25 protein-coding genes are annotated in these 24,670 nt (G+C 58.8%); 22 read left to right on the top strand and 3 right to left on the bottom strand.

The features are described from left to right. Positions 1 to 5: 5 nt before the first annotated feature. From motC to ACSQ3J_RS04500, 17 genes are all read left to right on the top strand, one after another. Positions 6 to 1,319: a chemotaxis protein MotC gene (gene motC, locus ACSQ3J_RS04580; RefSeq protein WP_060504872.1), complete on the top strand. Its 1,314-nt coding sequence runs from the start codon at positions 6 to 8 to the stop codon at positions 1,317 to 1,319. Then, positions 1,316 to 2,851: a flagellar hook-length control protein FliK gene (gene fliK, locus ACSQ3J_RS04575; RefSeq protein WP_060504642.1), complete on the top strand. Its 1,536-nt coding sequence runs from the start codon at positions 1,316 to 1,318 to the stop codon at positions 2,849 to 2,851. Before motC ends, fliK begins: the two co-directional genes overlap by 4 nt. Continuing rightward, positions 2,802 to 3,353, top strand: coding sequence for a transglycosylase SLT domain-containing protein (locus ACSQ3J_RS04570; protein WP_060504643.1), 552 nt, complete (start codon positions 2,802 to 2,804; stop codon positions 3,351 to 3,353). Before fliK ends, ACSQ3J_RS04570 begins: the two co-directional genes overlap by 50 nt. Positions 3,354 to 3,632: 279 nt before the next feature. Continuing rightward, on the top strand, positions 3,633 to 4,304 hold the full coding sequence (gene rem / locus ACSQ3J_RS04565) for a transcriptional activator Rem (RefSeq protein ID WP_436038727.1): 672 nt from the start codon (positions 3,633 to 3,635) through the stop codon (positions 4,302 to 4,304). 102 nt (positions 4,305 to 4,406) lie between these two features. Beyond that, positions 4,407 to 5,615: a flagellar hook protein FlgE gene (locus tag ACSQ3J_RS04560; RefSeq protein ID WP_060504645.1), complete on the top strand. Its 1,209-nt coding sequence runs from the start codon at positions 4,407 to 4,409 to the stop codon at positions 5,613 to 5,615. A gap of 22 nt (positions 5,616 to 5,637) precedes the next feature. Next, a complete protein-coding gene (gene flgK, locus ACSQ3J_RS04555) occupies positions 5,638 to 7,080 on the top strand; it encodes a flagellar hook-associated protein FlgK (RefSeq protein ID WP_060504646.1) in 1,443 nt (480 codons plus the stop codon). Between the two features lie 4 nt (positions 7,081 to 7,084). Continuing rightward, a complete protein-coding gene (locus ACSQ3J_RS04550) occupies positions 7,085 to 8,158 on the top strand; it encodes a flagellar hook-associated family protein (protein ID WP_060504647.1) in 1,074 nt (357 codons plus the stop codon). A 37-nt stretch (positions 8,159 to 8,195) separates the two neighbouring features. After that, positions 8,196 to 8,543 (top strand): flagellar biosynthesis regulator FlaF, encoded by a 348-nt coding sequence (flaF, locus tag ACSQ3J_RS04545; protein ID WP_060504648.1) that lies wholly within the window; start codon positions 8,196 to 8,198, stop codon positions 8,541 to 8,543. Beyond that, positions 8,540 to 8,989 (top strand): flagellar biosynthesis repressor FlbT, encoded by a 450-nt coding sequence (flbT, locus tag ACSQ3J_RS04540; protein ID WP_060504649.1) that lies wholly within the window; start codon positions 8,540 to 8,542, stop codon positions 8,987 to 8,989. The genes flaF and flbT overlap by 4 nt, the downstream gene beginning before the upstream one ends. Further along, on the top strand, positions 8,980 to 9,393 hold the full coding sequence (gene flgD / locus ACSQ3J_RS04535; protein ID WP_060504650.1) for a flagellar hook assembly protein FlgD: 414 nt from the start codon (positions 8,980 to 8,982) through the stop codon (positions 9,391 to 9,393). Before flbT ends, flgD begins: the two co-directional genes overlap by 10 nt. A 6-nt stretch (positions 9,394 to 9,399) precedes the next feature. After that, positions 9,400 to 9,666 (top strand): flagellar biosynthesis protein FliQ, encoded by a 267-nt coding sequence (gene fliQ / locus ACSQ3J_RS04530; RefSeq protein WP_060504651.1) that lies wholly within the window; start codon positions 9,400 to 9,402, stop codon positions 9,664 to 9,666. A gap of 163 nt (positions 9,667 to 9,829) precedes the next feature. After that, complete coding sequence (gene flhA, locus ACSQ3J_RS04525; RefSeq protein ID WP_060504873.1) at positions 9,830 to 11,917, top strand: flagellar biosynthesis protein FlhA; 2,088 nt, start codon at positions 9,830 to 9,832, stop codon at positions 11,915 to 11,917. Beyond that, positions 11,914 to 12,666, top strand: coding sequence for a flagellar biosynthetic protein FliR (gene fliR / locus ACSQ3J_RS04520; protein WP_060504652.1), 753 nt, complete (start codon positions 11,914 to 11,916; stop codon positions 12,664 to 12,666). The genes flhA and fliR overlap by 4 nt, the downstream gene beginning before the upstream one ends. 4 nt (positions 12,667 to 12,670) lie before the next feature. Beyond that, positions 12,671 to 13,084 (top strand): hypothetical protein, encoded by a 414-nt coding sequence (locus tag ACSQ3J_RS04515; protein WP_060504653.1) that lies wholly within the window; start codon positions 12,671 to 12,673, stop codon positions 13,082 to 13,084. Between the two features lie 120 nt (positions 13,085 to 13,204). Beyond that, positions 13,205 to 13,768: a rod-binding protein gene (locus ACSQ3J_RS04510; RefSeq protein WP_060504654.1), complete on the top strand. Its 564-nt coding sequence runs from the start codon at positions 13,205 to 13,207 to the stop codon at positions 13,766 to 13,768. A gap of 104 nt (positions 13,769 to 13,872) precedes the next feature. Beyond that, complete coding sequence (locus ACSQ3J_RS04505; RefSeq protein WP_060504655.1) at positions 13,873 to 14,241, top strand: hypothetical protein; 369 nt, start codon at positions 13,873 to 13,875, stop codon at positions 14,239 to 14,241. Next, positions 14,241 to 14,810, top strand: coding sequence for a hypothetical protein (locus tag ACSQ3J_RS04500; protein ID WP_060504656.1), 570 nt, complete (start codon positions 14,241 to 14,243; stop codon positions 14,808 to 14,810). Before ACSQ3J_RS04505 ends, ACSQ3J_RS04500 begins: the two co-directional genes overlap by 1 nt. Before the next feature lie 18 nt (positions 14,811 to 14,828). Here ACSQ3J_RS04500 and ACSQ3J_RS04495 read toward each other — a convergent pair whose 3' ends face one another. After that, a complete protein-coding gene (locus tag ACSQ3J_RS04495; RefSeq protein ID WP_060504657.1) occupies positions 14,829 to 15,818 on the bottom strand; it encodes a glycosyltransferase family 2 protein in 990 nt (329 codons plus the stop codon). A gap of 160 nt (positions 15,819 to 15,978) precedes the next feature. Here ACSQ3J_RS04495 and ACSQ3J_RS04490 point away from each other — a divergent pair, with 160 nt between their 5' ends. The 3 genes from ACSQ3J_RS04490 to ACSQ3J_RS04480 are packed head-to-tail and all read left to right on the top strand — an operon-like array spanning position 15,979 to position 18,958. Then, entirely contained in the window at positions 15,979 to 17,256 is a 1,278-nt protein-coding gene (locus ACSQ3J_RS04490; RefSeq protein ID WP_060504658.1) for a glycosyltransferase family 4 protein, read from the top strand. After that, on the top strand, positions 17,253 to 18,068 hold the full coding sequence (locus ACSQ3J_RS04485) for a WecB/TagA/CpsF family glycosyltransferase (RefSeq protein ID WP_060504659.1): 816 nt from the start codon (positions 17,253 to 17,255) through the stop codon (positions 18,066 to 18,068). The genes ACSQ3J_RS04490 and ACSQ3J_RS04485 overlap by 4 nt, the downstream gene beginning before the upstream one ends. An 11-nt stretch (positions 18,069 to 18,079) precedes the next feature. Continuing rightward, positions 18,080 to 18,958 (top strand): DUF6492 family protein, encoded by an 879-nt coding sequence (locus ACSQ3J_RS04480; protein ID WP_060508747.1) that lies wholly within the window; start codon positions 18,080 to 18,082, stop codon positions 18,956 to 18,958. Between the two features lie 5 nt (positions 18,959 to 18,963). Here the strand turns inward: ACSQ3J_RS04480 and ACSQ3J_RS04475 are convergent, their stop codons facing one another. Next, complete coding sequence (locus ACSQ3J_RS04475) at positions 18,964 to 20,229, bottom strand: lipopolysaccharide biosynthesis protein (RefSeq protein ID WP_060504661.1); 1,266 nt, start codon at positions 20,227 to 20,229, stop codon at positions 18,964 to 18,966. A gap of 299 nt (positions 20,230 to 20,528) precedes the next feature. Between ACSQ3J_RS04475 and ACSQ3J_RS04470 the strand changes: the two genes are divergently transcribed. Both ACSQ3J_RS04470 and folD read left to right on the top strand, forming a co-directional pair. Further along, entirely contained in the window at positions 20,529 to 22,499 is a 1,971-nt protein-coding gene (locus ACSQ3J_RS04470) for a GumC family protein (RefSeq protein WP_436038726.1), read from the top strand. A gap of 206 nt (positions 22,500 to 22,705) precedes the next feature. Next, the gene (folD, locus tag ACSQ3J_RS04465; RefSeq protein WP_060504663.1) at positions 22,706 to 23,605 is read left to right on the top strand and encodes a bifunctional methylenetetrahydrofolate dehydrogenase/methenyltetrahydrofolate cyclohydrolase FolD; all 900 of its coding nucleotides are present in this window, start codon (positions 22,706 to 22,708) and stop codon (positions 23,603 to 23,605) included. A gap of 20 nt (positions 23,606 to 23,625) precedes the next feature. Here folD and ACSQ3J_RS04460 read toward each other — a convergent pair whose 3' ends face one another. Next, positions 23,626 to 24,657, bottom strand: a complete 1,032-nt coding sequence (locus tag ACSQ3J_RS04460) for a LacI family DNA-binding transcriptional regulator (protein WP_060504874.1) — start codon at positions 24,655 to 24,657, stop codon at positions 23,626 to 23,628. Between the last annotated feature and the right edge of the window lie 13 nt (positions 24,658 to 24,670).

The following is a 24,670-nucleotide window of genomic DNA, read 5'->3' as shown; positions in this document are numbered from 1 at the left end:
TGGTTATGCTGAAGGCGATCCGCACCCTCCTTCTTTGTGCATGTGCCGTCGGGACAACCCCGGCGACGGCCGTGCATGCGCAAGGTCCGGAGGACTTGGCGCCCTACAAGATGCTGCGCTCGCTGCAGGCAATCCAGGACGCCATCGTGCTCGGCGATCATTCAGCAGCCGAAATGCAGCGCTTCATGCTGGCGGCGATCGACAAGCGGTTGCGCGAGGCCGATCCCACGGTCTTCGATGATCCGCGCAATGTCGATGCTGCCTTCATCTATGCGATGAGCGGCGGCAATCCGGAAACGTTGTCCTACCTTGCCAACCACGACATCGAAGGCAATTTCGATACCCGCGTCATCGACGCGCTGAGCCATTATCTGGCCGGCAAGGGTGGGCTGATGGTGGAAAGCTTGGCGAAAGCCGTTCCGGAATACCGGAATTCACGGGTCGGCCCCTATCTCTATCTGGTGCTAGGAAATGCGACAGCCCAGCAGAACCCGGCGAAATCGGTGCAATATTACGATTGGGCGCGTCTGACCTCACCGGGTACCAATATCGAGGAAGCTGCCTTGCGGCGTTCGATCGCGCTGGCAACCCGGGGCGGCATGCCGGACAAGGGCTTTGCCTATTCGCTCTCCTATGCCCGGCGCTTCCTGACATCTCCCTATGCCAGCCAGTTCGCCGATGTTTTCGTCGAATTGGCTGTTGCCAACTACAATGAGAAGACGGAAATAAAGATCCAGGAAATTCTTGGCTTCATGGACAAGCCGCGGCAGCGCGAGGTCTATTTGCGCATTGCTCGCCGCGCAGCGATCGGCGGCATGCAGGAACTGGCAACGCTCGCGTCGACGCGGGCGCAAGATCTCTCCGATGCCGCAGATGCAGGTCCCAAGGCCTTGGCCAGCCTCTATTCCGGCCTTGTCGGTATTCCCTCCAAAGGCATTCTTGAAGCGGTCAAGGACATCAGCGCCATTCCCGAAGCGGAACTCTCGCCCAGGGATCGCGCGTTGCGTGAGGCGGCGAGGGTCATCGCGGAGGAAGTGCTGCGTGCACCCAATCCGGAAAGCTTGACGCAAGCATCTGTTTCTAATGTCAAATCCGATATTACCATGGAAGAGAGCGGAGTGGCCACCGGCAGCGGTGACAGCCCGTTTGCAACACCGGCATCGGAAGCGGCTTTGAAAGCGGCTCAACCCAATGCGGTGCCGCAGGCGGCCTCGTCTGAGCAGGGGCCAGTTGATCCGGTTCTCGATGCGTTTCTGAGCACAGGCCGCTCGAAGCTCGACGAGATCGATTCTCTCCTGAAGGGGGAAGACCAGCCATGACATTCGTGGACGATAACCTTTTGGCCGCAAGTCCGGTACGCTCGGGCAAGGCGGGCGCCAACGCGTCAGGCAAGTCGCATGACATGGACGCCGCCAATCAGAAGGCGGCCTTCGAAAGTGCTTTCGCCGATGCCGGCAAGAAGAAGCAGCCGGCCATTGCCGACGATCTCCCATCGAAGCCCGATTCCGCGGCTGAAAAGCTTACTGCGTCGGCCAAGGAGAGCGGCATCGATCCGCTGGCTTCCGACGCCGAAGCGAAGGCTCTTCCGTCGCTGCAGGATCTTGCTACGGAAAGCGATGGCTTCATGAAATCCTCATTCGGCTCTTCCAGCACGGCGGACGCTCACCTCTCAGGCAAGACAATCCCGGCGCAAGGTTCTTTGGCCGCAGCAAAGGGCGATCATGCGCAAAAGTTCTCCCTGATGCAGGCAAACTTTGCAGGAATTGGTGAGGACGCGGGCAAAACCGTTGATGGGCCGATCGGGGAAAAGAGTGCCAGCCTGTTGAAGAATGCTGAAGTAGGCGCCACCAAGACCGGCGATAAAACTGCAAAACCCGATGAGGCATCGGCGGAGAACCCGCAGAATGAAGCGATGGACGCGGTGACGGGCGATGTCAGTCAACTGCTCAGTCTTCTGGATGCAGCCCAGAAACCGGTTGTTGCAAACCAGCCTGCTGGAGCAGAAGCGACGCGGGGAATGTCTGAATTCCAGGCGCTGGCCGAACGGGCCGGCAAGGCGAAGCCTGCCGGGAAGGATGCGGTCAAGGCCGAGGCGCAGATGGCTGGCGATGCGAACGCGGTCAAGAACGCCACTGAGGCCGGAACCGATCAAGTGTTCCGCTTCGCCCGCGCCGATGGCAAGGGGCAGGCGGTGTCCATGAGCCTGGCGTCGGACGGAGACAGGACTGTCGCCAAGAACGACGTGTCTGCCGCTACTGCCAAGGCTGAAAACGTCACCGTGCTGGAAGCGCGCCGGTATCTCGGCTTAGCACCTTCCAGCAATGCGGCGGCCGTAACCAACCAGATCGCTGGCAATCCGGAATGGGCCCGTGCGCTACAGCCGGGTGGCACTGGGGCCGAGACACCGTTGACGCAGGCCTCCACCGGCAAAGTTCTCAACACCTTGAAGATCCAGATGCACCCGATCGACCTCGGCATGGTGACCGCGACGCTCAGGCTCAAGGATGACGAGCTGCAGGTTGAGATCAAGGTGGAAACCGGTGATGCGTTCCGGCAATTGAGCGACGATCAGTCCGCCATGGTCAGGGCCTTGCGCGCGCAGGGTTTCGCCGTCGATCAGGTCAACATCGTTTTCAATGCCTCGGATACCTCCAGCAGCAACAACGCGCAGCAGCAGGCACAGCCTCAGGCGGGGCAGCAGGGCCGCGAGGCGGCTGGGGATGGCTCGAGAGGGCAGCGCAATGACAATGGCGGTCAGGAACAAGGTCGCGGAAGGTGGACGGGCAATGAAGGGACGGGCGATGCGTCTTCTGGGGCTGAGCTTAACCGCACTGGTGACGTCTACATGTAGCGTATTCGCGAGCGCCGGTGTCTGCGAAAGCGAGATCACGGCGGCGGCGGCGAAGTATCAGATACCGGCGGGCATTCTCTATTCTGTCGGTTTGACGGAGACCGGCAGGAAGGGATCGCTTCAGCCGTTTGCGATGAATATCGAGGGCAAGGCTTACTTTGAAAACAGCGCCGGAGACGTTCTGCAGCGCTTTGCGGCGGCGCGGGCGCAGGGTGCCAAACTGATCGATCTTGGTTGCATGCAGATCAATTACTATTTCCACGGAGAAAATTTCAGCTCGCCGGACGAGATGCTCAACCCGCGAAAGAATGTCGAATATGCCGCTCAGTTTCTCTCCAGGCTTCACGCGCGGCATGAGACCTGGACGATGGCAGTCGCCCGTTATCATGCAGGCCCCAACAATGATCCCGCACAGAAGAAATATGTCTGCCGGGTGATCGCCAATCTGGTTGCTACGGGCTATGGGAAATGGACAACGAACGCGTCGAACTTCTGTCAATAACTCAATCACTGCGTGAATTAGCAAAATAATTTCCGCTTCGGACGATTGCGTCAACATTGAGTTAGAAAAATGACCACAAGCGATTTCTTAATATGCCGTTAACGTTTCCACATGAAAATTAGTGCCATATTCGCCTGGTGCCACTATATCTAGTTCAAATCGGTACACAAATCTTAATCTAGTATTAATTTCAGCCACTAACATTCCATAGTTGTTCATGAATCCCCCGATTCGTACCTCTTAACCATAGTGGTGCCATGCTGATTCGGAGGCGGACGAATGATCGTAGTGGTTGATGAGCGTGAGCTCGTGAAAGACGGATATACTTCACTGTTTGGACGGGAGGGCGTGCCTTCCCAAGGGTTCGATCCAAGCGAATTCGGTGATTGGGTTTCAAAGGCGGCCGATAGCGATATCGACGCCGTCGAGGCGTTCCTGATTGGCCAGGGCGAAAGGGCGATGAGCCTTCCACGCGCTATCCGGGATCGTTCCACGGCGCCGGTCATTGCAATCAGCGATAGTCCTTCATTGGAAACGACACTGGCGTTTTTCGACTGTGGCGTCGATGATGTGGTGCGCAAGCCGGTCCATCCGCGCGAGATCCTGGCGCGGGCAGCAGCAATCCGCCGCCGCCTGAAGGCTCTGGTGAATTTCACCGACATCGGCCCGATCCGGGTCTTTTCTGACGGCCGTGATCCGGAAGTCCAGGGCGAGGTTTTTGCCTTGCCGCGCCGCGAGCGCCGTATTCTCGAATATCTGATCGCAAACCGGGGGCGTCGCGTTTCCAAGTCGCAGATATTCAACGCGATTTACGGCATTTTCGATGAGGATGTCGAAGAAAACGTCGTCGAAAGCCATATCAGCAAGCTGCGCAAGAAGCTGCGCAAGCGGCTGGGTTTCGATCCGATCGATTCCAAGCGTTTCCTTGGCTACTGCATCGACTGGAGCTGATCCTGCAATTGGGTTTTGGAGCCGCGCACCTGGCATCCCAAGACAGGTTCACGCAAGGCCCACCCCATAGTCTCGCCATAACGACGAAAACGAGGATCGGACATGAGTCTTTACGGAATGATGCGAACCGGTGGTTCCGGCATGAATGCTCAGGCAAACCGCCTGGGGACGGTCGCTGAAAACATCGCCAACGCCAACACCACCGGCTACAAGCGCGCTTCGACGGAGTTCTCTTCGCTGATCCTGCCAACGAGCAACGGTTCGTACAATTCCGGCGGTGTCGAAACCAAGGTGCGTTACAGCATTTCGGAGCAAGGCCCGACCAGCTACACGACATCAGGCACAGACATGGCCATCAACGGCGGTGGTTTCTTCATCGTTTCGGGTGCCAATGGGGCCAATGCCCTCACACGTGCCGGCGCTTTCACGCAGAACGGCGATGGCGACCTGGTAAACTCCGCCGGCTACACGCTGATGGGCTACGAATACAAGGCGGGCGTCGATCCGACGGTAGTGGTCAACGGCTTTGACGGCCTGACGAAGGTCAATCTCTCCTCTGATGGTCTCGTTGCCAAGGGCTCGACAGCTGGCGCCATGGGCGCAAATTTGAATTCCGGCGATGCGATCGGTGACGAATCGAAGACGTCACTTAGCGTGTTCGACAGCCAGGGGAACTCGCGCCTACTCGACTTTACTTATACCAAGACAGCTGCCAACGCTTGGAGCGTTAAGGTGGTTGACCGGACATCAGGCACCACGATCGGCACTTCGGCTCTCAGCTTCAATGCTGACGGGAGTTTGGCTACTTCGCCGGCGACCCTAACAACCTCGGCTCAGGGGCCTTTTGCTGGCACCGGCGCGACGCTAGCGCCCTTGGCGATCGATCTCACCAAAACGACGCAGCTCGGCTACAAGTTTAACCCCGATGGTGGCTCCATCGATGGCAATGCCCCGAGCAAGGTTGCTGGCTACCAGATCGACAAGGAAGGTATCGTTTACGTCAAGTACGAAAACGGCAAGCTCGATCCGCGCTACCGCGTGGCGCTGGCCACCGTTCAGAGCCCGGACAACCTCGTTCCGCAGTCCGGCAACGTTTATTCGCAGGGGGTCGATTCGGGCGTCATCGTCACCGGTTTTGCTGGCTCCGGCGATTTCGGCAGCATCCAGTCGGGCGCCCTTGAAGGCTCCAACGTCGATATCGCCAACGAACTGACGGCGATGATCGAATCCCAGCGCAGCTACACGGCAAACTCGAAGGTCTTCCAGACGGGCGCCGACCTGCTGGACGTTCTTGTGAACCTGAAGCGATAATTGAAAAGGTACGGTCTGCGTCATGTCGCTGTCATCAGCCATCAACACCGCACAGACGATATTCAACAACACGGCCGCCCAAACGGCGCTCGTTTCGAAGAATATCCAGAATGTCAGCAATGCGGATTATTCGCGCCGCATGGCAATGCTGGGCACGAGTGGCAACGGCGCGCAGATCGTATCCATTCAGCGTGCCCAGAACGACGCGCTGATGAAACAGCATTCCATCAGCATTTCGCAAGCTTCCGCCCAGGATGCGCTTCTGACGGGTCTGGAAGCGGTGAAGGCGGCGCTCGGCGGCAACGGTTATGAAACCTCGCCGTCGAACTACCTCAAATCCTTCCGTGACAGCCTGCAAACCTTTGCGGCGACACCCGGTAATACGTCCATTGCGGCGACGACGGTGTCGAGCGCAGCGGATCTTGCCAAGTCGCTGAACAAGACGTCTTCCGCCGTCCAGGACGTACGCTATGATGCGGACAAGGAAATCGACGCGTCTGTCAAAAAGTTGAACGGGCTGCTGGCCGAATTCGAAAAAGCCAACAGTGCGGTGCAGGGCGCGGCGGCCAGTGGTTCGGATGCAAGCGATGCGCTCGACCAGCGCGACAAGCTGCTTCGCCAGATTTCCGAGGTCGTTGGTATTTCGACGGTCACGCGCGCCAACAACGATACGGTCATCTTTACGTCCGATGGTACGGTCCTGTTTGAAAACACCGCGCGCACTGTGACGTTTCAGCCGACCCCCGGTTTCGGCGCAACCACAGTCGGCAACGCGATTTACGTCGATGGCGTGGCGCTGAAGGCCGGCAAGGGGGCCGATACGTCTGGCGAAGGCAAGCTCGCCAGCCTGCTTCAGCTGCGCGACGAGACAGCGCCGAAATTTCAGTCGCAGCTCGACGAGATCGCACGGGGTCTGGTCACATTGTTTCAGGAAAACACGACGCCTGCCACGACAGCACTGCCCGGTCTTTTCACCTGGGCAGGCGGCACTGTGCCGGCAGCTGGCACGGCAGTCCCCGGTATGGCGGCGTCGCTCACAATCAATCCGCTGGCTACAAGCAACCCGACATATGTCCGTGACGGTGGCTTCAACGGTCCTACCTACAAGTCAAATACCACCGGAAACTCCGGCTATACAGCGCTTCTCGACGGGTTCGTGACATCGCTTAGCGCCGACATGCAGTTCGATCCGGCCACGGGGCTCGACGGTTCAAGCAGCATCCTGGATTTTTCGGCTTCCTCGATCGGCTGGCTGGAAGAATTGAGGAGCGGTGCCTCAACTGCCAACGACAACAAGATGGCCATGCTGTCGCGCACGCAAGATGCGTTGAGCAACGTCACAGGCGTTAGCCTTGACGAGGAACTGTCGCAATTGCTGGACCTTGAGCAGTCTTACAAAGCATCGGCGAAATTGGTCAGTACGGTGGACGCCATGATGACGTCCCTTCTGCAAGCTGTAGGATAAAATCATGAAAACGTCTTTCGTTTCCAATCTGGCTGTTCAAAACGCCATGCGCCTGACCATCCAAAGAGGTCAGGTGGAAATGATGAAGCTGAACGACGAGGTGTCGACCGGCGTTCATGCCGATTACGGTCTGGCACTTGGGGCCTCCACCTCGAAATCCGTCAACATCTCATCGCAGCTTGACCGGTTGGCGACGTTGAAGAGCACCAATTCCATCGTCACGCAAAGACTTGCCGGTTCTCAGGAAGCCTTGAAGACGATGCAGGATGCGGCCCAGAAGTCGCTGTCGTCGCTGATGGCCTTCCGAGACAACAGCACTGCCGATCTTCTGAAAATCGCGCAGGACCAGAACGCTGCGGCGATGACGACGTTCACGTCGGCTGCCAACACATCCTTGAATGGGGAATACCTGTTCTCGGGCATCAACACCGATGTCCAGCCTTTCACGGAATACACACCCACCTCCGCTGCCAAGGCTTCCTACGATGCGGCATTGTCGACCTTTATCGCGGCACAGCCGGTTCAGGTTCCGCCGCTGAACTCAGTGAACCAGTTCACCAAGGCGCAGATGACCGACTTCATCGACAACTCGCTGGCGCCGATGTACGCGGATCCGTCGGTTGCCGGATCGAAGTGGACGGATTGGTCGGACGCTTCCAGCCAGAACATGACGAGCCGCATCAGCGCCAATGAAGTCATTCAAAGTTCCGCAAACCTCAATGCCGAGGGTGCACGGAAGTTCGCCCTGGCCAGCCTCATCTCGACTGAACTTCTCAGCGTCGGCTTGAGCGACGACGTTCGTGGCGCGGTCACCGGCAAGGCTATCGAGTTCATGGGTGAAGCTGTCACCGGTTTGATCAGCATGCAAAGCAATCTTGGTCTGTCGCAGGAGCGCGTCAAGAAAGCCAACACCTCGATCGAGGCGCAAACCAAGATCATCAAGGCCAATCAGCTTGATCTTGAGGGCATCGATACCTTCGCAGCATCGACCATGCTCAAGACTTTGCAGAGCCAGCTTGAGACCTCCTACACGCTGACCGCGCGGCTTCAGCAGTTGAGTTTGATTAATTTCCTCTGATGCGGTGAGGACCAGGACAAACATGAAGGATGTTTGAATGTATCAGTTTTCATATGCCGAGATCATGGAGGATGGCGTTGCCGACTCCAAGGATCGGGAACGGCAAGTGCTCGACCGATCGATCACGCTGCTCGCGGCCGCAAAGCGACAGCAGGGCTACTCAAGAGAGGCCATCGAGGCGATCTACTATACCAGGCGGGTCTGGATTCGGTTCATCGAGGATCTTCGTGCTTCGGACAATCAGCTGAACGACGAACTGCGCGCCAACCTTATTTCCATTGCCATCTGGATTCTCGGTGAGACAGAGAAGATCCGCAAGCGCGAATCCTCGAACTTCCAGGGCATTATCGATATCACAACCATCATCAGGGATGGACTCAAATGAAAAGCACACTGCGTATTTCGCTGAAGTCTGGCGAACGGATTTTTGTCAACGGGGCCGTGCTGCGTGTCGACCGCAAGGTTGCCGTCGAATTCCTGAACGACGTGACGTTCCTGCTTGAAAACCATGTCCTGCAGCCGGAAGATGCGACGACCCCGCTGAAGCAGCTCTATTTCATCGCACAGATGATCCTGATCAATCCGGAAGGCGCCGAGCAGTCGACGAACATGTTCCGCAAGTCGGTCGTCATGCTTTTGAATTGCTTCAAGAACGAAGAGATCGTTTCCGAGCTGAAGAAAATCGACGGAATGGTGACGCAAGGCCGCGCCTTCGATGCTTTGAAGGCGATCCGTGGTCTCTACGCCCTGGAAGACCGGATCCTGAACAACCAGGAAATCACCCCTGCAACGATCGAGCAGATTCGCAAGGAGATCGCACCATGGCGGTAAGTGGCGTCAATTCGGCGAACAGTTATGTGCCGACCGCGTCGGGAACGGAATCCGGAAACGATTCCGCCAAGGCCAGCCTGAACTATGACAGCTTCCTCAAGCTGCTCGTGGCCCAGATGAAGAACCAGGATCCCACCCAGCCGATGGATTCGACCCAGCAGATCGCCCAGCTGGCGACCTTCTCGCAGGTTGAACAGACGATCAAGACGAACACCAATCTGGAAAGCCTGCTGCAGCGCACGTCGCTCAGTGAGGCCAATGCCGTGATCGGCAAGACAGTGACCAGCGCCGATGGCAAGACAACTGGTGTCGTCAAGGAAGTAAAGCTATACTCGGATGGAATCATCGCGGTGCTCGATACCGGCAAGGAACTTGTCGTAGGCCCGGGTGTTACCATAAAGTGATAGCCAATGAATGAGGCGGATGCCCTCGATATCGTGCAAGCGGCGATCTGGACAGTGGTCGTCGCTTCCGGGCCCGCCGTTCTCGCCGCCATGATTGTCGGCGTCGTCATCGCTTTCATTCAGGCGCTGACCCAGGTTCAGGAAATGACCCTGACCTTCGTTCCTAAAATCCTTGCTGTGCTTGTCACCATCGCGCTTTCCGCCTCTTTTGTCGGTGCGCAGATTTCGATTTTCACCGACGTGGTGTTTTCCCGCATTCAAACCGGGTTCTGACCTTCCGGCGAAATTGAAACGGATGATGCTGAGAAAAGCGTGTCATCCCCTTCCTTTCGACATCGATGCCACCTTCGCGCAAGTTTGGTGCGTTAGGCCTGCTGCTTAGTATGGGCAGCAGGTATGAATGCTGTCCGCCTCTCATGAAGAGACGGAATTTCCGATGGCACAACCTCCTGCTCTGATCATTCCGAAAGTCGCGCCCAAAGGCCGCGACGTCGGCTTCGCGCTCGGCATCGTAGCGATCCTGTCGATCCTCTTCCTGCCGATACCGCCATTTCTGATCGACGTCGGGCTGGCTTTCTCCATCGCATTCTCCGTGCTCATCCTGATGGTATCGCTCTGGATTCAGAAGCCGCTGGATTTCTCGTCCTTTCCGGTCATCCTGCTGATCTCCACCATGACTCGGCTGGCGCTCAACATTGCGACAACGCGCGTCATCCTTTCGCATGGTCATCAAGGACATGATGCGGCCGGCGGTGTCATCGCCGGTTTTGCCGAACTGGTCATGGGTGGCGATTTTGTCATCGGTCTGATCGTCTTCCTGATCCTCATCACGGTGAACTTCATCGTCATCACCAAGGGCGCCACCCGTATCGCCGAAGTCGGCGCGCGGTTTACCCTCGATGCCATTCCCGGCAAGCAGATGTCGATCGATGCCGATCTGTCCGCCGGCCTGATCGACGAGAAGGAAGCGCAACGCCGTCGGCGCGAACTGGAGGAGGAAAGCTCCTTCTACGGTTCAATGGATGGTGCGTCCAAGTTCGTGCGCGGCGATGCGATCGCCGGCCTTCTCATCACCGCCATCAACGTTTTTGGCGGCATCATCATCGGTTACGCGCGCCACGACATGTCGATCGGCGAAGCTGCCGACGTCTTCGTCAAGCTGTCCGTCGGCGACGGCCTGGTTTCCCAGATTCCGGCTTTGATCGTATCGCTCGCTGCCGGCTTGCTCGTATCGCGTGGCGGCACCTCCGGTTCCACCGATCAGGCCGTCATCAATCAGCTTGCCGGTTATCCGCGCGCGCTGATGGTCGCATCAGGCCTGATCCTGATGCTGGCGCTGATGCCGGGTCTCCCGTTCATTCCGTTCGCTGTTCTCGGCGGCGGTATGGCCTTCCTCAGCTGGGTCATTCCCCGTCAGCTGGCTGCGGCCAACAAGCTCAAGCATGATCAGGACCAGCAGACGGCGCAGCTGAAGACGGACAGCGAAAAGGACTCGGTCAAGTCGGTCTTGAAGACAGCCGAGATCGAATTGCTGCTCGGCAAGCAGGTCTCCACACGCCTGCTCGGCGCTCATCAGGAACTGGCTTTCCGTGTCGGCAAGATGCGCCGAAAGTTCGCAGGCCAATACGGGCTCATCGTCCCGGAGATCAAGGTTTCCGACGATATCAGCATCCCGGACAAGGCCTATCACGTCCGTATCCACGGCACGACGATCGCGTCGAACACGGTGCGCGTCGGCGAGGTCATCGTCGTTACCGGCGGCGGCCGCAAGCCCAGCGTTCCAGGCGACGATATTCGCGAACCCGCATTCGGCATGCCCGCCGTGTCGATCCTTGAAACCTTTACCGAGGATCTGAAGCGCGAAGGCTTCCACCCGATCGACAACGTGTCGGTGGTACTGACGCATCTCTCCGAAGTGATCCGTAACAACCTGCCGCAGCTTCTGTCCTACAAGGACGTCAAGATCCTGATCGAGCGGCTGGACCCGGAATACCGCAAGCTCGCTGACGAAATCTGCACCTCGCACATGTCCTATTCGGGCCTGCAGGCCGTGCTGAAGCTGCTTCTGGCCGAGCGCGTCTCGATCCGCAACCTGCATCTGATCCTCGAAGCGGTCGCCGAACTCGCGCCGCATGTCAGGAAAACCGAGCAGATCGTCGAGCATGTCCGGGTGCGTATGTCGCAGCAACTCTGCGGCGATCTCGCCGACAACGGCACACTGCGCGTTCTGCGTCTCGGCAGCAAATGGGACATGGTCTTCCATCAGGCGCTGAAGCGCGACGCCAAGGGCGATATCGTCGAATTCGACATCGATCCGCGCCATCTGGAGGAGTTCAGCGAGCAAGCGACCAAGGTTATCCGTGAACATCTTGACCGCGGCATGCCGTTCGTACTGGTAAGTTCGCCCGAATCCCGCTCTTATGTCCGCATGATCATCGAGCGTCTTTTTGCAACATTGCCGGTTCTCTCGCATGTCGAGCTCGCCAAGGGCCTCGAGATAAAGATCATCGGCTCGATTTCATGATCACCGATCCGGAAGGCACAGTGCTGGCGCTCTTCGCCGCATTCTGCCGGATCGGCGCCTGCATCATGGTCATGCCCGGATTTTCCACCGCCCGCGTTTCGGTGCAGATCCGGCTCTTCGTGGCCGTGGCAATCTCGATGGCGATCCTGCCGATCATGTGGAACGAGATCTATCCGCAGATTTCCGGCAAGGGTCATACCTATATCTACATCGTCGCGACCGAAACCGTTGTTGGCGGCGTGATAGGACTGATCGCACGCTATTATGTGCTTGGTCTGCAGTTTGCCGGCACGGTGATCACGATGATGATGGGGTTCAATGCTCCTCCGGCCAACGACGTGTTGGAAGACACGGCGGAAAACCAGCTGACCAACCTGATCAGCTTTGCCGGTCTCATGGTTCTGTTCATGCTGGATTTCCACCATGTCATCCTGTCGAGCCTTGTCGATTCCTACAAGGTGATGCCGCTCGGCGTCGGCTTTGATCCGCAGGGCGTGCTGATCACGCTGACCAATGCGCTGGAGACCACGTTTTATATCATGCTGCGGCTGGCGAGCCCTTTCATCATCTACGGCCTGCTGTTCAACGTCGCGATCGGCATGGTCAACAAGCTTGCGCCGCAGATGCCGCTCTACTTCATCTCGCTGCCCTATCTCATCATGGGCGGCATGTTCCTGCTCTATCTTGGTATCGCCGCGATGCTGAAACTGTTTGCCGATGGCTTCGGTTCGATGATGCAAGGGATCTAGCCAGATGAAGAGCCGATCCGAAAAACTCAAGCGCCTCGTGGCCGTCCAGCGGCACCTGGAACAGATGGCGGAAAACGATCTTGCCGAAACCGCAAGGAAGCGCCGCGATCTTGCCGATACAATCGACGTGGTCGTCGATGCCATGGGATCGGCAAGTCCGCTGCACGCGATGTTTTCCGGACACTACGCCTCGCAGCTCGGCCGCCTTGCGATGAAGGACCAGATGCTTCTGGATATCCAGCAAGGGCATGAGGCCAGGGTTCTGAAAGAACGGGCCAAGGGCGACCGGCTTGAGGAAAACATGAAGGACGCTCGCGTCCTGGAAGACCGGACCGAAGCCGACGACGCCATTTATGACCTCGTCGATCAGCACGTGATGAGCGGATCACCAGCTTCCGGTAAGGTTGGCCGGTCATAGTACCGGCAGGAATGGTGGCATATTACGGCCGATCCGTTCTTTAAGATATTGATTTTATGGAGTTACCGCTGGCCTTGACAGAGGCGCTTGCAGCAGGCTTCGTAACCGAGAGGATACCGCATGGCCATTTCTCCTCCAAGCGACCTGGTGCTGGATGTCGTGCGCGCCGCGGATCCAGCTCAAGTGCAGGAAGCGCAGGCGCGGCTGAAGGCCAATCGGGCGGCGTTCCAGGCGACCAGCCTCGCCGAGAACGGGAACGGGTTTGCCAACACGGTTGCGGTCCTCAACCAGGACAGCCCGACTAACAGTCTTGGCGACGTCACCAACCGCGCCGAGGCCAAGAAGATTCCGGAAAGCTACCGCAAGTTCGAAGCCATGGTGCTGCAGAACTTCGTCAAGTCGATGCTCCCCACCGAAAGCGAAGAGGTTTACGGCAAGGGTACGTCTGGCGACATGTGGAAGAGCATGATGGCCGAGCAGATCGGTAACGTCATGGCGCAGGGCGATGGTGTCGGCATAGCCGAGCGCATGGTCACGGACCGCATCGTCGGTGAAGGCCCCGACCGGGTCAATGCATCGCTCGATGGGAATAGCAGCAATGTCGCGCTGAGCATGGTTCAGGAATACGAGCGCAAGGCGGTCGCCAATTTCACGGGCACGCAGGACAATAACGATCAAGCCTGAGGCGGGGCCGGTCATCGGCCGGGCTGATTTTAAAGAAGTTTCGCGCACTCATCACGCCAAGGGTTTGGGCCCTGCGTGCCGAAAGCGCCAATGGGAGCCAAATGATGGAAGTTGCAGCATCGAGTGACGTACGTATCCAGAATGTACTGGGGCGGCTTGAAATGATCCTCGACAATGAGAATACCCGGATCGGCGTCGATCCGAGCTTCGATCTGAAGACGTCGAACGCCCGCAAGAGCCGGTGCCTCTATGAACTGACAATGCTGCATCGCGACGCTTCGCCGGACGAAATTTCGCCGGCATTCGTATCGCAGACCCGGCACATCAAGACCAAGCTGATGACCAATTCGCAGAAGGTCAACGCCCATATGGAAGCCTGCCGTTCGGTGGTCGACCTGCTGAAGGCGGCTGTTCAGGACGCCGACGCGGATGGCATCTACACCGAACAGCAGTTCCGCTACGGCGATTTCTGATGCTGAAGCTTGTTTTCACCGGTGTGTGGATTTGCGCCGTATCGCTCGGATCCGTCTATTTTTCGATCCAGCATGCGTCGGCACCGGTGGAATCGGATGCGGAGGCTGAGCGCCGCGCATTGCAGGAATACATACCGGGCGAGTTGATCACCGTACCGGTCATCACCGATGGCGCGGTGCAGGGCTACTTTCTGACAAAACTCTCGTTCTCGGTCGACAAGGCCAAGGCCAAGACCATGGAAGTGCCGTTCAAGCAATCGGTGACCAATGCGTTGTTCGACATTCTGGTCGGCCAGAAACTGATCAACGTCGCGGATACCAGCAATTTCGATCTCGCCAGCTTCAAGACGATCGTCAAGGACCAGCTCAACAAGCAGCTGCGTGAAGAGGTGATTTTCCAGGTTCTGGTCGAGCAGCTCGAATATCTGTCGAAAGCAGACGTTGCCCGCGTCGCCAATGCGGCGAACGAAAAACAGCGCAAGCCCGTGCCGATCGTCGACAAGAATGGTCAGGTGGCCAACGACGAGATGCCGGAAAGCGAAAAGCGCGCGGCTGCCGCAGGCCACTGAACGGACACGGCGTACGGCTCAGTTTTTCTCCGGGTTGCGATATTGCTCGTTGACGAAGCCGAACTCCATCATCAGCCGCCCGCACGCCACATAAAAATGGTAGAGGCCGGCCGAAGGCAGGCCGGATGATTTCCAGAGCGAAATGCCGCGAAACGGCGAGGCGGCCAAAAGGGCCAGGGATCTGGCGATCGTCCTCACCCGTCCGGCAAAGCCGGGGGTAGCGCGATGTTCGAGCAAGGCGGAAATTGCCCCGTTTCGCAGGCTTCGTGATCTGATCCAGGACAGTTCTGTCCGCCGCGCCGGAATGGTTTCGGCCACCCAGGCTTCCGCTGCCCAGCCAAAGCAAAAGCCTTTCTCCTTGCACCGGCGATAGAAATCGCTGTCTCCGCCACCGATGAAATTGAACAACGGGTCGAGGAACGGCCGCGGCATGGCATCGAGAACAGGGCGCGTAATCAGGACATTGCCTGAAGAGTATAGGATCGGGACGGGGCCGGTCGTGTCATAGTGGGGCATGAAGACCGGGTGCCGCTTGCGGTCATTGCGGGTCTTGTCCTCCAAATCTGGAAGCTGCGGTCCGCCAACAAGATCCGCACGCGTCTGCCGGTGTACTGAAACGAGACTGTCGAGCCAATCGGGTGCCGCCAGTTCATCATCGTCGATCACGGCGATAGCCTGCAGATTGGGGTAGACGTCAAGCGCCATCGACCAGCCGGCATTGTAGGCATGGCAGTTGCCGCGCTGATGCGCGATCACCACCAGCGCGTTGACCCGGTGGTCGGCGAAGAACATTTTTGCGGCATTCGCGCCTTCCAGCCCATCCGCGTCATTTTCCATGACCACGATCGCAAAAGGGCAGCCTGGAGCCTGCGAAATAACGGTTTTCAGGGTCTTGAGCAGATGCTCAGGACGCCGGAATGTCGGCAGTGTGACGACGAGTTCAATACTGTCACGGCTATCGACCGCCGTCCGGTAGAATTCGGTCACATCCTGGGCGGGCGGGGTCATGGCGGCTACCTGTTGAAGGCGAAGAACTGGCAAGCACTAAAGCAAATGTTCCTAAACAGATGCTGAATTTCCAAATTCGCTTTCGAATGAATGGTTTAAAGCTCGCTTCACGCCGTGTTGCTACAGTCCGGGCAGTTGTTCTCAAGTCTCACGTGGCAGCATGCATCTGGTCTTCGTTTCCTCGCTGGTGCCGGTGGAGAACCCTTCATCGGGGTTCGACATCGCAAACCGCGCCGTCTTCGACGGTCTTCGCGCGCTTGGCCACAAGGTGAGCGTCATCGGCTATCTGCAGCCGGGACAGGCCGCTGCTTCGCACGAAGATGTTCATCTGCTGGGCCAACTGGAAGTCACCAATGCAAAGGTCGGCGCTGCCGCCAAGCTGCGTTGGCTGGCAAAGGCATGCCTTCATCGCACTACGCTGTCTTCGGCGAAGATGCTCGAGGTTAGCCGCGCGCATGTCGAGGCCCTGTTGCAGCGCCTGCAGCCGTTCGACGGCATCGTCCTCAACTCCGTGCAATTGCCCGGCGCCTTTGCCGCCGCATTCCAGAAACACAAGACGATCTACATCGCGCATAATGTCGAAGCAGGCTCGGCGCGTGAAAACGCTGCCACCGCCTCCAGTCTTTTGCAGCGCTGGCTGTTCAGGCGCGAAGCGTACTATCTCGAACGGCTTGAGCGGACGCTGACACAGGCGGCTTCGGTGATCTGGACATTTGCGGAAGCCGATCGCCTTGGCTTTGGCCATGCCGTCTCCAGCCGCGCAACCGTCCTGCCGCTTGTCACTCGATGGGACCTTGCTCAAGGCGGCCCGGAAAAACTGCCGCAATACGATCTGGCGCTGATTGGAACCTGGAGTTGGCAGTCCAATAGGCTCGGCCTGGATTGGTTTCTGTCAAAGGTCGTGCCGCTGCTGTCGGCCGAGATGACGATCGGCATTGCTGGCCAGCTGCCGGATGCACCCGTGATTGCCCATCCCGGCGTGCGCCTGCTTGGCAGGGTGCCTGATGCCCGCGCCTTCGTCTGCTCCGGCGCCGTTCTGCCGCTGATCAGCCGTGGTGGCACCGGTGTGCAACTGAAGACCATCGAGACTTTCGAACTTGGCATGCCGAGCGTTGCCACGCGCGCATCCCTGCGCGGCATCGGCGCGTTACCCGGCAACTGCTCGGTCGCCGACGATCCTGCCGAATTCGCGAAACTGTTGATCGACAAGGTCGCGCAAGTGCGGGCGGGCAACCATCAGCGCCTATCGGGCGCGATTTTTCATCAGGCTCAGAAAACAAAGCTGCTTGAGACGCTGGATGAGGGGTTGTCGTGGTTCGGCAAAACGACTGCCGCATCTGACCCGGCTTTTACGAGAGATGAAGCGCGTCCGCGGGCAACCAAAGTTGTCAGCGCATCTTACAGTCTTGCAGTGCATGAGGGGGGCAAATCTCGATGAACGTTTTTCCGGGTACATCGATCGTTGCCTCGCAGCGCATGATCCTCGACATGCCGGTCTGCGATTTCGGTTGGGCGGACGCTTTCGCATTTGCCGACGAAGTCGCCTCGCTGCCGATCGGGCAGACAGTCATATCGTTCCTCAATGCCCACAATGCCAATTTGATGATGCATGATCCGGAATACCGGGCCGTGCTCGGTCGGCACATTGTCCTGCCGGATGGGCATGGCGTCGATCTTGCTTCCTGGCTGTTCCACGGAAAGACCTTTCCAGCCAACCTGAATGGTACCGACTTCGTCCCGGCACTGATGACCTACATGACGGCGCCGAAGCGCATTGCCATGGTCGGTGCGCGAGCGGACGTGCTGAAACGCGCCGCCGAAAATTTCCAGAAACACGCGCCATGGCACCAGTTCATTGCTGTTTCCGATGGCTTTTTCGACCCAGTGCAATCCGATGAGATCATGGCCAAGGTCCGCGCTGTGAAGCCGGATATCCTGTTGATTGCGATGGGCAGTCCGAAGCAGGAGAAATGGATCGACCGCCATGTCGGCCCCGGACACGCCCGATTGGTGATCAGCGTTGGTGCGCTCTTCGACTTCATGGCCGAGGAGGTGCCGCGCGCTTCACCCACCGTCCGGCGCCTGCGGCTGGAGTGGCTGCATCGGCTGGTGCATGAGCCGCGCCGTTTGTGGCGGCGTTACCTGCTCGGCAATCCGTTGTTCATATATTATATTCTCCGCCATAAGCTGAGCGGGCGAGAGCCGCCATCGCGAGTGGACGGGCATCGTGCCGGGTCACGATCGTTCTAACGGAAACCATCATGCGCACTGCTGTCGCTACAGCCTCCTACGCCAATGATTTCGAGCGCTGCCGGCTGCTGTGTGAAAGCATGGATATGCGGCTGAAGGGCGACTGGGTTCATTATCTGCTCGTGGCGCCCTTCGACGTGGCATTGTTCCGGCAGCTGGAAGGCTCACGGCGCCAGGTCATCAGCGAGAGCGATCTTTTGCCGTGGTGGCTGCGGGCCATTCCCGATCCGCTTTCAGCCGGTAGGCGCAAGCTCTGGATCAGCCCATACAGTTTGCCGCTGCGAGGCTGGCATGCCCAGCAACTGCGCCGTCTGGCACTGTCACGGCATATCGGCGAGGCAACGATGTTTGCCGTCGATTCCGACGTGGTGCTGTTGCGCGATTTCGATCCGGCCGACCTCTGGCAGGGCGGCCGCCTGACGCTCTATCGCCAGGATGGGGCTATCGGCGAGCGCATGCGCTCCAATCATCTCGAGTGGCTTGCTCATTCCGACCGGCTGCTGGGCATCGGTCCCTTCAGCCTGCCTGCCAACGATTACATCAATACGCTGATTGCGTGGCGTACCGACACCTGCCGGGCTCTGCTCGATCATGTCGAGGCCCTCCATGGCTGCAACTGGGTACGCGCCATCGTTCGTTCGCGCCAGTTTTCAGAATGCCTGATCTATGGCCGCTTTGTCGATGAGGTGCTGATGGGGGAGGGCCATGTCGCGTCTGCCGAAGGGCTTTGCCACGTGCTTTGGTTCGACGATAGCTATGCGCGCGATATCAGCGGGCTCAGGCATTTCATGCGGGATATGGGACCGCATCAGATCGGGATCGGCGTCCAATCCTTCGTCGGCCATGATCTCACCGACATCCGGAACGTTGTTCTCGAACGCGCCGCCTGATCCTGTCAGATGACCCGGCCGGTTTGGCTGCGCAGAGCGGAATAGGTGAGGGTAAAGGATGCGGCGTAAAGGGCCAGGTAGACAGCATTGATAAGCGGCGCCCAATAGGCAACATCCGTGCTGGTCTTGAAAACGGCGGCGAGCAGCGCGACCTTGATGATGCCTGCAATCACCAGATTGGCCATCCTGCGTACCGTTCGGCCGGTCGCGTAGAGCAATTCGGAGTGATATTCGACAAGATTGCGGAAGGATGGCACCAATAGCACCGCCATCATATAGGGCGCAGCCTCGGCGACGTTGTTTCCCAGGCCGCTCGGGAAGATCCAGAGATATCCCGCCATCGCTGCAATTGCCAGGAAGGATATGGCAGCTACCAGTGTCTCGATCGTCAGCCGGGTGCGCCAGGACGAGATCGTTGCGGGCGTGCGCATGATCTTCTGCACCAGGAGCGTATTGAACGAGCGCACCGGCAGCGCCGTCAGGTCGGCAAGCCGCATGATGATCGCATATATGCCGGAAACCTCCGGCCCGCCGATTGCAAGAACCGCGATCTTGTCGAATTCCGACTGGATATAGAACAGCACTTCGGCGCCAGCCACCGTGACCGAATCCGCCCAACGGCGAATATAGAGCGCCGGGCGAAAACGAAGCCGGACTTTCGGAAAAAACCACACCAGCGCGATCACGAGAGCAGCAAAGTTGGCGCCAAGATAGAAAAACGACCAGGTATCGAGCGATGCCGAGTGCGACAGCGAAAAGGCGAGCGCGGCAACGGTGCGGATGCCTGTACCGATCACCACCAGAAGGGCGGCGCGGCCGAAGCGCCCGAGACCGTTGAGAACGATAACAACGACCTCAAGCCCCCGCCAGCAAAGGATTTCGGCGGCCATCAAGGCACTGAAAACCACAAGCGCAACATCGCCTGCAAAAACGGCATAATAGACCGCAAGACAAAGGACAGCGATCAAGGGCAGCGACAGAAGCGCGCCGGCGGCGAAGCCGGCGCTATAGATGCCGACCAGCAAGGGCTTGACGGTTGCCACCCGGTAAAGCGGCGACATGAAACCAAAGGCAAGCACGCGGGAGATCATGATGCCTGCGGCCGATGCCGTGGCAAACAAGCCGAACTCGGCAATCGAAAGCCCGTTGGCAATGCAGATGAAATAGACCAGCGACAGCACAAGCCTGCCCGCAGACCCGCTCGTCATCGAGATATAGGCGTGAATGACGCTTTTATGGCGTGCGTAGAGGGTCTTTGCGAAATCGATCACGAGGATGGTCCGGATGTGCTGGCCCGTTCTAGCCGGGAAAGCTTAATGAGGGGTGTGGCCCTGCGGTTTCGTGGTCTCCCCGGAGATGAATTTGCAGTCTGTTAACGGTTTGTTTTCCATAAAAACTTAAGCTTCGTTCACAATTCGTCACTTTGCCCAATTGCGGGCGTTTGCAGGCATCGATGTTCGATCCAGAAGACAACAAAAGGACTGTGGTGCATCGCTCCCCGGCCGGCCCTGGATCGAGGGAGGCGGGGTCGTCTTTGCGTTCGCGCATGTCGGCGCGTGGCGGAGCGCCGGTGGCGCGGACCGCCAGCGAGTTGCTGGACCGTCTTGGCAGTCCTGCCGTGAAGCTGAAAATATCGGGCAATGATCAGCAGCCTGCCAAAGCATCAGTGGAAAAGCCGCCCGGGCGTTTCTCCGGCTGGTTCAAGGCAGGAAAAGCAACACTGGCCAGCCCAGTGCAAGCCGATGCTGTCCTCTCCCAGCCTGCCGTGAGCGCTGAAGTTTATTATGGAGAGCCGCAGGACCGGCCATTGATCGATATCGCCACCATCATGTCTTCCGTCTGGCAGCTGCGAAAGACCATCGTGGTGCTGACGGTGGCGGGTGCCGTCGGCGGTGTGTTGATCGCCATGTCGACCCCGAGTGTCTACGTTTCCCAAAGCAAGCTTTATGTCGATCCGCGCGAAGTCCGATTGACGGATTCCGATCTATCCAAGGAAAGCCTGGCAACTGAAGCGATCCTGGCGCTTGTCGACAGCCAGCTCGAAGTGTTGCGCTCGCGGACCGTTCTGGAAAAGGTTGCCATTGATCTGGGGCTGGACCGCGATGCCGAATTCGGCGGCGTATCGAGCGGCAAGGGCGGCATTTCCGACGGCATCGGCGTCATTCGCGACATCGTTTCCCCCGGCAAGGCGCAACCGGCGCCAGCGTCCGGCGTCAACCCGCGCACACTGGAAAAATTGAGCGACGCCGTTTCCGTATCGCGAGATCCGAAAACCTTCATCGTGACCATCGAGGTCAAGAGCCGGGATCCGGCCAAATCGGCACTGATCGCCAATCGCCTCGTGTCGACATTCCTCAGCGAGGAGCAGGCTGCCCAATCCGGTTTCTTCCAGCGGACGACGCAGGCGCTCGACAGCCGGTTGGCCGATCTGCGCACGGAACTGGACGCGGCTGAAAATGCGGTGGAGAAATACAAGGCCGACCACGACATTGTCGGTGCCGCCGGCGAGTTGATCTTCGACAAGCAGTTGCTGGCCCTCAATGATCAGGTCGGTGCCGTCCGCAATCGCATCGCCGATGCGCAGGCGAAGGTCGACCTGGCGGCCAGGATCAGCTTGAACGACGTCTTGAGCGGTGCATTTCCCGAAGAGGTGAGTTCCGTGACGCTTCAGGATCTGCGCAAGCAGTATTCCGAGGCGCGCGCCCAGCTGGGTGCGCTGGATGCGAGCCTTGGGCCGCGGCACCCGCAGCGCCTGGCTGCTGTCCAGTCGCTTGAGGTCGCACGCTCCGAAATTGGCAACGCGCTTCGCCGCATCGCCGCAACGGCGAAGACCGAACTCGACCGCGCGGTGCGGACGGAAAAGGATCTCGTCCAGCAACTGGCGGTGCAGAAGGCACAGCAGATGAACTCCTCCACCGGCTTCATCGAGCTGCGGGAGCTGGAGCGCAAGGCCACCGCAACCCGGACGATCTACGAATCCTTCCTCAAGCGGGCGAGTGAAACCGGCCAGGAGGAGAAACTGACCTCGAAGAATATCCGGGTGATCGCCTCGGCGCAGCCGCCGCTTCAGGCTACCGGGCCGTCCCGCAAGCTGATTGCGATCGGCGGCATGATGGCCGGCTTCATCGCCGGGGTCGGGCTGGGCATCGCGCTCGGCGCCTACCGCAGCCTCAAGGATCTGCTCCAGCGTTCGAGCCGGCCGGTTGCCGTGGCTCCACAGCGTGATCCTCCCGGAAGGGACGATCATCACCCGGATGGTCCGGGAACACGGCAGGAGATCGAGGATCCATTGCCCGCACCTGTGGCCTACCGGGCGCGGATGCCATCGGCGCATCACGTAGCCGCGTCCGCCGCAGCACTGTCAGCGTTTCCTCCGCGAAACGACGAGGCAGATGCGGCCAGTCTGCGGGACTATTTGCGTGAAATGCAGGATAGCACCACGGACAACGGCGATATCGCCGAAGTGCAGGAAAACCTGCGCGCGCTGCGATCGCGTGTCGAGCACTATGCGAAACAGCGGGCCGGCGGCCGGCGGTATTAGCGCTCTGTATCCATAGAGGCTGACTTGCCCCAGGCAGAAATCCCTCATGAATGATAGGAATGCAAATCGTCGTGATGTTTATGCTGGACCTGGCGCGGATCAGTGGTGAATTTATTCGATCTGAACAGCATAGGACGCATTGAGGCGAGCGCTGTTTTTTGCTGAAACTAGACTGAACAGAACAAACGAGAATCTGGGAGAACTCCGTGACGACCGTGATTGATGGCAAGCAAGTTGCAGCGTCGGTGATCGATGCCGTGAAAACCGCATCGCAGGCATTGACCGAACAGACCGGCGTCAAGACCGGTCTCGCCGTCGTCATCGTCGGAAATGATCCGGCAAGCCACGCCTATGTCTCCTCCAAGAGCAAGATGGCCAAGGAATGCGGCTTTACCTCGGTTCAGCATACGCTGCCGGAGGAAACGACGCAGGAAGAACTGGCTACTCTCGTTCAGACACTTAACAGGGATGAGAGCCTGCACGGCATTCTCGTCCAGCTTCCGCTGCCAAAACATTTGAATTCCGAACCGATCATTCAGTCCATTCTGCCGGAAAAGGATGTCGATGGTCTGCATGTCGTCAATGCCGGCAAATTGGCGACGGGCGATCTCGATGGCGGTCTCGTCTCCTGCACGCCTGCTGGCGCCATGGTGTTCGTCAAGCGCACGCATGGAGAGGACCTCTCGGGGCTGAATGCCGTCGTCATCGGCCGTTCCAACCTGTTCGGCAAACCGATGGCGCAGCTGCTGCTTGCCGCCAATGCGACGGTGACCATCGCCCATTCGCGCACCAAGGATCTACCGGGTGTCTGCCGCAATGCCGATATTCTGGTCGCCGCTGTCGGCCGCCCGGAGATGGTCAAGGCCGATTGGGTGAAGCCCGGCGCCACCGTCATCGATGTCGGCATCAACCGTATTGCTGCGCCTGAAAAAGGTGAAGGAAAGTCGCGTCTGGTCGGTGATGTTGCCTTCCAGGAATGCGCAAAGGTAGCCGCTGTCATTACGCCTGTGCCTGGAGGCGTCGGCCCGATGACCATCGCGATGCTGATGGCCAACACGGTCATCGCCGCCTACCGCAAGGCCGGTAAGACCGCACCAAAGTTCTGATCCGGAAAAAGCGGACGATCTTACGATTTCGGAGCAGGGCCGGTCGAGGCCCTGACGATCAGTTCCGTTCGCCACAGCTCCTGTTCCGGATAATCTCCCGTCTTCAAGATGCGCGAGATTAGCCGGGTGGCGATCCGTGATCCTGCCGCCCGAAGTGATGAACGCGTGGTCGTCAGCGGTACGCTGAAGTTTTCCGGTTTCAGCATCGGCAGCACGTCGTCATGGGCAATCAGCGAAATATCCTCGCCCATCTGCAGCCCGGCCCGATGGATTGCCCTGACTGCGCCAAGCGCGATCACGGTGCTGGAGCAAAGAACGGCGGTCGGCGGCTCACCCTGTTCAAGAAACTGTTGCATGGCGCGGTGACCATATTCGTCGGTCATCAGTGAATTCTGAACCAGCCTTTCATCGAACTGCAGCCCGTTCTCCTCGAGTGCGCGGCGCATTCCCTTCAGGCGGCGAATGGAGAAGGTCAGGTTTCCCGGGCCGTTGATCAGCGCAATCCGCCGGTGCCCCAACTGAATGAGCAATCGCGTCGCATCATAAAAGGCACCGGTATTGTCGATATCGAGAAACGGATAGTCGGCGGGCTGGCCGACCGCCCGGCCATGGACAACGAAGGGGATCGACAGGGATTTCAGCATGGCGATGCGCGGATCGTTGGCCCGCACATAGGCGAGAAACAGGGCATCGACATTGCCGCTGGCGGCCAGCCGCTTGAAGGTCGCCTCCTCGTCGTCGGGCGCGCTCGGATTGATGACGAAATGGAAATCGTGCCGGACGGATTCTTCGCCAAGCCCGGCAAGGAATTCGCCGAAATGCACATCGGAATCGATGCCTTGCGCGATCGGCATGACCAGCCCGATCGAGCCTGCGCGCCCTGTTGCCAGTCTTTGAGCCGCACGGTTTGGCCGGTAGCCCGTTTCGCGGACCGCGCTCAAGACACGCTGGCGTGTTTCGGCGTTGACTTCCGGATAGCCGTTGAGTGCCCGGCTGACTGTCGTTTGCGACAGGCCCAACATCTCCGCCAGCTGTTTCAAATTCACGTTCATGGCAAGCGCGCAC

Origin of the sequence: Rhizobium sp. LjRoot98 (assembly GCF_964252935.1) — a bacterium.
Lineage (GTDB): Bacteria > Pseudomonadota > Alphaproteobacteria > Rhizobiales > Rhizobiaceae > Pararhizobium.
This window is presented reverse-complemented; position numbering and strand designations above follow the sequence as displayed.